Source organism: Aliiroseovarius crassostreae, assembly GCF_001307765.1.
Lineage (GTDB): Bacteria > Pseudomonadota > Alphaproteobacteria > Rhodobacterales > Rhodobacteraceae > Aliiroseovarius > Aliiroseovarius crassostreae.
In genome coordinates, this window is the sequence record NZ_LKBA01000005.1 from 1 (window position 1) to 5,774 (window position 5,774).

Annotated in this window: 5 protein-coding genes and 1 pseudogene; 3 read left to right on the plus strand and 3 right to left on the minus strand. The window is 57.2% G+C overall.

Going from position 1 to position 5,774, the window contains the following annotated elements; genetic code table 11:
- Positions 1–142: 142 nt before the first annotated feature.
- The 3 genes and pseudogenes from repA to AKJ29_RS18625 all read left to right on the plus strand — a co-directional run.
- Positions 143–1,222, plus strand: a pseudogene (gene repA, locus AKJ29_RS06245) (plasmid partitioning protein RepA); the annotation flags it as partial.
- Complete coding sequence (repB, locus tag AKJ29_RS06250; RefSeq protein WP_055189092.1) at positions 1,222–2,160, plus strand: plasmid partitioning protein RepB; 939 nt, start codon at positions 1,222–1,224, stop codon at positions 2,158–2,160. The pseudogene repA and the gene repB, both read left to right, overlap by 1 nt.
- 234 nt (positions 2,161–2,394) lie before the next feature.
- Complete coding sequence (locus tag AKJ29_RS18625) at positions 2,395–2,703, plus strand: helix-turn-helix domain-containing protein (protein WP_235477311.1); 309 nt, start codon at positions 2,395–2,397, stop codon at positions 2,701–2,703.
- Here the strand turns inward: AKJ29_RS18625 and AKJ29_RS19195 are convergent.
- From AKJ29_RS19195 to AKJ29_RS06265, 3 genes are all read right to left on the minus strand, one after another.
- A complete protein-coding gene (locus AKJ29_RS19195) occupies positions 2,589–3,311 on the minus strand; it encodes a hypothetical protein (RefSeq protein ID WP_055189094.1) in 723 nt (240 codons plus the stop codon). The two genes, AKJ29_RS18625 and AKJ29_RS19195, sit on opposite strands and share 115 nt — an antisense overlap.
- Before the next feature lie 565 nt (positions 3,312–3,876).
- Positions 3,877–5,232, minus strand: a complete 1,356-nt coding sequence (locus AKJ29_RS06260; RefSeq protein ID WP_055189096.1) for a type II toxin-antitoxin system HipA family toxin — start codon at positions 5,230–5,232, stop codon at positions 3,877–3,879.
- Positions 5,232–5,483, minus strand: coding sequence for a helix-turn-helix domain-containing protein (locus tag AKJ29_RS06265; protein ID WP_055189099.1), 252 nt, complete (start codon positions 5,481–5,483; stop codon positions 5,232–5,234). The genes AKJ29_RS06260 and AKJ29_RS06265 overlap by 1 nt, the downstream gene beginning before the upstream one ends.
- Positions 5,484–5,774 lie beyond the last annotated feature (291 nt).

Consider the following 5,774-nt stretch of genomic DNA (forward strand, 5'->3'; position numbering starts at 1 on the left):
ACCATCGCACCGCCCAAAGCACGACCTCACCGCTGAAATGCCGTCCTTTGAAATCACTCATGGAGCATCCCTCCTGCCTGGCGAAACTTAAAAATGGGGCCGCACGGAGAAGTTTGCAACAGAGCCTCTTCAACAAGTCTACGCACCAGACGCACAGAAGTCATTGCGACTTTTCAGTGCGACAGAGACGGCTGATCTACTTGGAGTAACCGCTGCGTTCCTCCGCAAATGCCACTCGGATGGCAGCCTCCCGGAACCTGACGTCAATAAAAACGGGCGTCGGTTCTACACCGGTCAAGATATCCGCGATGCAAGAGCCGTCCTGGAAGCCAGTTCACGCACGCCTGGGAAATATCTTCCCGGTCGCCGTGAGGGAGACGATCTCCAGATTATCCAGCTTATGAACTTTAAGGGTGGCAGCGCGAAATCCACTTCTGCCATCCATTTGTGTCACTATCTCGCCTTAGCTGGCTACAAAACTCTTGCAATCGACCTTGACCCACAAGGCTCGATGACCGGGTTTTTCGGAATCCAGACAGAGCTGGAGTTCGACGGGAACTCAATTTACGACGCAATCAAATACGACGACCCGGCACCCATGTCGGAGTGCATCGCGAAAACATATTTTCCAAACCTGGACCTTGCTCCTGCACGGCTGATATTGAGTGAATTTGAGACCGAAACTGCGGTCAACGCCGGGCGAGGCATCTCCTTCTTTGATCGGCTAACAAACGCAATACAATCGGTTGAGGCAGATTATGATGTTGTCATTATTGACAGCCCTCCGTCCCTCGGCTTTTTGACCTTGGCCGGCCTCTACGCAGCCACTGCGGTCCTCGTGCCTATGACCCCCTCAATGCTCGATCTGGCATCGACGCAGCAGTTTCTCGACATGACATCGGCATATCTGGAAGTTATCGAAGGCACAGGTCTTCATGTCGACCACGACTTCTTCTCGTTTCTCGTCACAAGGGATGACCCCACAGACATTCCGTCACAGCAAATCGTCAGCCTGATGCGGGCGCTTTTCCAAGATCGCGTCCTGACAACCACCGCACTGCGAAGCACGGCAATTGCCGACGCGGCGATGTTGAAAATGTCGATCTATGAGGTGAACCGATCCGACATGACCCGCTCCACATATGACCGCGCACGCAACAGCATGGATGGGGTTGGAAACGAGGTCTCGTTAATGATCCAAACAGCCTGGGGGCGTGAATAATGGCACTCAAGCAAAACAAGGCCGGCATGGCTGCCGCGATCGCTGCTGCAGCTCAATCAACTGGCACTGGCAGAGCCCATCCTTCGTTGCCGAAGGGCACTATTGGAGCCGTTAAGGCAGGGTTTGCTGGAATTCAGGAGATTGATGTCGACGACATCCTCCCTTGGGGTCCGCAGGATCGCCTGGCAGCGGAGTTAACAGCTGTTAACAGTGACGGTGAGGTTCATGACCTCGCGAAGAGCATCAAATTGAATGGGCAACAGGTCCCTGTGTTGCTGCGTCCCTCGCAAGAGCAAGATGGCAAATTCGAAGTCATCTATGGCCGACGCCGGATTCTGGCATGCCGTGAAGCTGGTACGCCTGTAAAAGCGCTCGTCCGAACAATGGATGATGGCCAAGCGCTGCTGGCAAAGGGGCTGGAGAATTCAGCTCGGACCGATCTTAGCTTCTACGAACGCGCTCGTTTCGCAAAGGCAATCACAGACCAAGGCTATAGCAATGAAGAATTGATGCAGGCCCTGTCTATCTCGAAAAACACTCTTTCTCAACTGACCCGCGCAACGAAGCACATCCCAGACAGGGTAGGGGATCTGATTGGAGCAGCTCCTAAAGGTGGCCGACCAAAGTGGAATGCCCTTTCCGATGCGTTCAGAGATAACCTGATTGGAGCAGAGAAAGCTGAGCAGATTCTCTCTGCGCTCCCTGGTGATAAGGATTCGGACGACCGACTTAGTCTTCTGCTGAACTCCATCAGTTCGAAGAAGGCTAAGCCAGAAAAATCAAATGAAAGAAAGATCCAGACTGGCGTGACGATGAAGTCGAATGACAAAGCTGTCACAATCTCGGTGAAGAGGGCAGGGGGCTCTGCCGCATTCGCCACCTGGCTTGAACAGAATATCGAAGAGCTCGTGAAACGGGCCAACGATGAGGCGGGTTAACAGCTGTTAACTCAGAATGCAGAAGCAACGAGCAGAAAGAATGCAGAAGCAACGAGCAGAAAGGAGGACGCAGAAAGAAGAAACCCTCGAAACCGGAGTTCCGAGGGCTGCAGCACACAAGGTGCGCTTAACTTAGACACTTAAGCAATAGCAGTCCCCGAATCACCAGACAAGAAAAAACGCCCTTGGGCGAACGGGTTTTCTTTGCTGCGAAACATTATGAATGCCATGACAATGCCGACCCGGCTTGGGTCAATCCGTTCGGGCGTGTCGGACGGACAGGATGGAGCTTTGCATCCGAAATGGAAACTTTTGAAAGCTGCCGAAGAGGCCAGAGAACCTCTCGGGTTGAAGAGAACATCCTTAGCATTGCTTAGGACAATGATCTCGCTTGTAAGGGCAAATCATATTTCCGATGCAGTCGCAGATCAGCACATCTGCTTCGCCAGCAACGCGACGCTTGCTGAACGCATGCATGTCAGCGTGAAGACAGTGGAACGCCACATCACCATTCTGGCAGCTACCGGGCTTACATGGTTTTGACCCGCCTTGAGATGGGTCGGGTCGATTTCCTCAATCTGCGCCACCCAGTCGTCGCTGGGCGCAAAGGGATAGCCCCCCTGGAACGGCTGGCCGTTAAAGGCGCGACCCAGCGCGATCATCGCCTGATCCCCACGCCCTTCATACGCCAGGTACGCCGCGCGGATCTCGGTCGTCAGATACGGCAGTTCAAAATCCGACGTCACAACCGGCGTAGTCTCGTCCAGAAGAACCGATTCCGATGACGGCACCAGTTCCACCCGGCGCCATGCTCCGTGGCTGGTCTGGTCTGCAAGGGCGGCCAGTGCCGCGTCCCGCGACACGGCCCCAATGGTCTGGTCCCCCCAGAACTCGATTTCCGCCAAGGCCGTGGCATCGCCCCCGGACATCGGCGTCAGTTCAAGCGAGAGGGTTTGTGTTTCTGTCGTGCCCGTCAGCGGGATCCGGTTCCAGCCATCGCCAAGGGTGGACATGTCAAGGGTCAGATTGGGTGCGGTGGTGTCGTCAGAGGTTGACAGGTTCAGCGTGTAGGGGGCCGAGCCGAAGATGCGGATCTCACGCACGGGATGCTGACCAGCAAGCGCAACATTCAGGCGTGTCGTCCCAAACAACGTCAGCCCTGTTGCCGTGTCGCGATCAAACGCCAGATGCCGATCGCGCTACTCTTGCAAAGCAACCGACGCGGGCAACGCTTCATCAGATGTCAGAGAGATTGATCGGACCGGCAACCGGACGGCCGTGTCGGCCTGGGCACTTAAACCTGAAACAAAAAGAACCGGAACAAACGCGAGAAACAAAGCACGAGAAAACAGTCGCCCAAACATAGCACTTACCTACACAAACCAATCTACTTTGGAGGGTATTGAAGGGATCAACCTTTCGTCAACCATTTGTTGAAATTATATTTCTTCAACATATCAATTGGTTATAGGATTATTTACCAAGCAGATAAATTCACCACAACCTTTGGCGGATCTCTTTTTGAAAGTCCCCGATCTCCGTGAAGGGGATTCGCCTACACGGTTCGCGTCCTTAATCTGCGCGATGTCGACCTGACATGACGAACCAAAGCGTATGCTGCAGGTTGACCTTTCGGGGCGGCTTCCAGTTTTAAAATCTGACCTGCGACCGGGCCATATTACGCCGCGATGTCCGGGCCTGCCGCGCGCGATGGCGTCACAGACCCGCTGCGCCACCCGGGCCGCCCAGACCGCCTGTCGTGTCTGAAAGCGCAAGACCCCCGAGCCGCGCCATGACCCCCTCGCGCACCGTGTCGACAAGGGCCTGCGGAAAGGACGCGGGCAGGGCGTTGGCGGCGGCCTCAAGGGCGGCGGGCGCTGTCGCGGCGATCTCCTCGAGAATGCCCGTGGCGCGTTTCCTTGAAAACCCCGCGCGCAGGGCGGTCTGCACGAAATGGCGCCCGTGAATACGATCAAAGCGATAATGCCGGCTGTCGCCGACCGACATCGCCATCTTCATCTGTTTGCGTTCGATCTGGCGGGCCTGCAGCGCGCCTTGCGCCGTCACGATGTCGTAAAGCGGCGTCATGCGATAGCTGCCTCCGGGGCCCAGAAACACGCTGAAATTCTTGGCGTGGCCGTCCGTCGCCCCGATCAGCCAAAAGAGGATCTGCGCCTTCAGAAACGTATCCTGATCCTCGGTCGGTGTGTCCCCCCCCGCAAGCAGGCGCAGAATATCAACCATCCCCGGCCCGCCTTCGTTTTGGTATTTCAGCGTCGGCGGCACCGACAACGCCTGACAACAATCTTCCTGCGGCAGGCGCAACACCCGCCCGTCGCGCGTCCAGTGGCGGTCAAACCGTTCGATCACCAGCGCCTTGGTATCGCCAAAGGTTTCGATGGTGGCCGTGTTCACCGGCAGGCCAAACGCCGCGATCAGTTTCAGGCAGAAATATTCGTTCTCAACACTGTCCGACAGATCAATCCCACCGGGCAGCGCCCCGATCTGGGTCTTGAACAGATGCGTGGTGGGCGTTGCGCCATGGGGCCGGATCCACTGACCTTTGTGGCGCAGCAAAGCGGTCTTTTCCTGCGCCCCCGCGACCGAAATCCGAAACGCGTCGTCGCGGGCCAGACCAAGCGGCGCGTGGCGCAGCCCGGTCAGGATTTTCTCAATTTCCGCCGCATCCACCGGGTCACCGGCGATCTTGCCGCCCGCATCCGGGGCGTCGGCGTCGCCGGCGATGAACTGCAACGCCCCGACGCAATCCTGGCCGATCTTGGTCAACATGCTGTAGGCATCCGTGCCGCGCGCGCCCACCTTTTCGGCGACCAGCCCGCGCAACCGGTCCGAATCCGGCAAAAGGTTCTCAAACACGGCCCACACCGGCGCGCCGCGATAGGGCGTCTCGCGCAGCGGCAGCGACAACGAGATCGGCAGCGCATGGTTCCAGCCCAGCCAGCCCGCGTCATAGGAAAACCCAATCGCCCCGTCAGACGCGCGCGTCAGCGTACCCACCCGGCGGTTGTTCAGGTAAACCCGCAACGGGGCGTGGGCCGAACGCCGCGCCATTAAAACAGCGCCTCGATGTCGCGGCCCTGCCCCTTGGAGCGCGGCCCGACCCTGAATTCAAGGTCGAGTGCTGCAAGAATCGCAAGGATGGTGTCGATCTTCGCCGGCGTTTCCCCGCGTTCGATCATCGAGATCGTCGCCTGGCGCAGCCCCGCCCGTTCGCCCAACGTCGCCTGCGTCCAGTCGCGCTTTTTGCGCTCTCGCTGGATGATGGCGCCGATCTGCCTGGGGGTGCGTGCAAGAGTGTCCATGCGACCGATATACGCCAAGCCGAATAATTCGTCAATATTCGCCGCGGCGTATATTCAGGGCTTATACGCCCCATCGTATAAAATAGTTTTTTCGCTATGCCGTATAAAACGACCCAAACCCCGCGCAAAACAAGACAGACGCCAAGGGCATTCCCCCTCAAACTGGCTCTGTTGCAAACTTCTCCGTGCGGCCCCATTTTTAAGTTTCGCCAGGCAGGAGGGATGCTCCATGAGTGATTTCAAAGGACGGCATTTCAGCGGTGAGGTCGTGCTTTGGGCGGTGCGATGGTA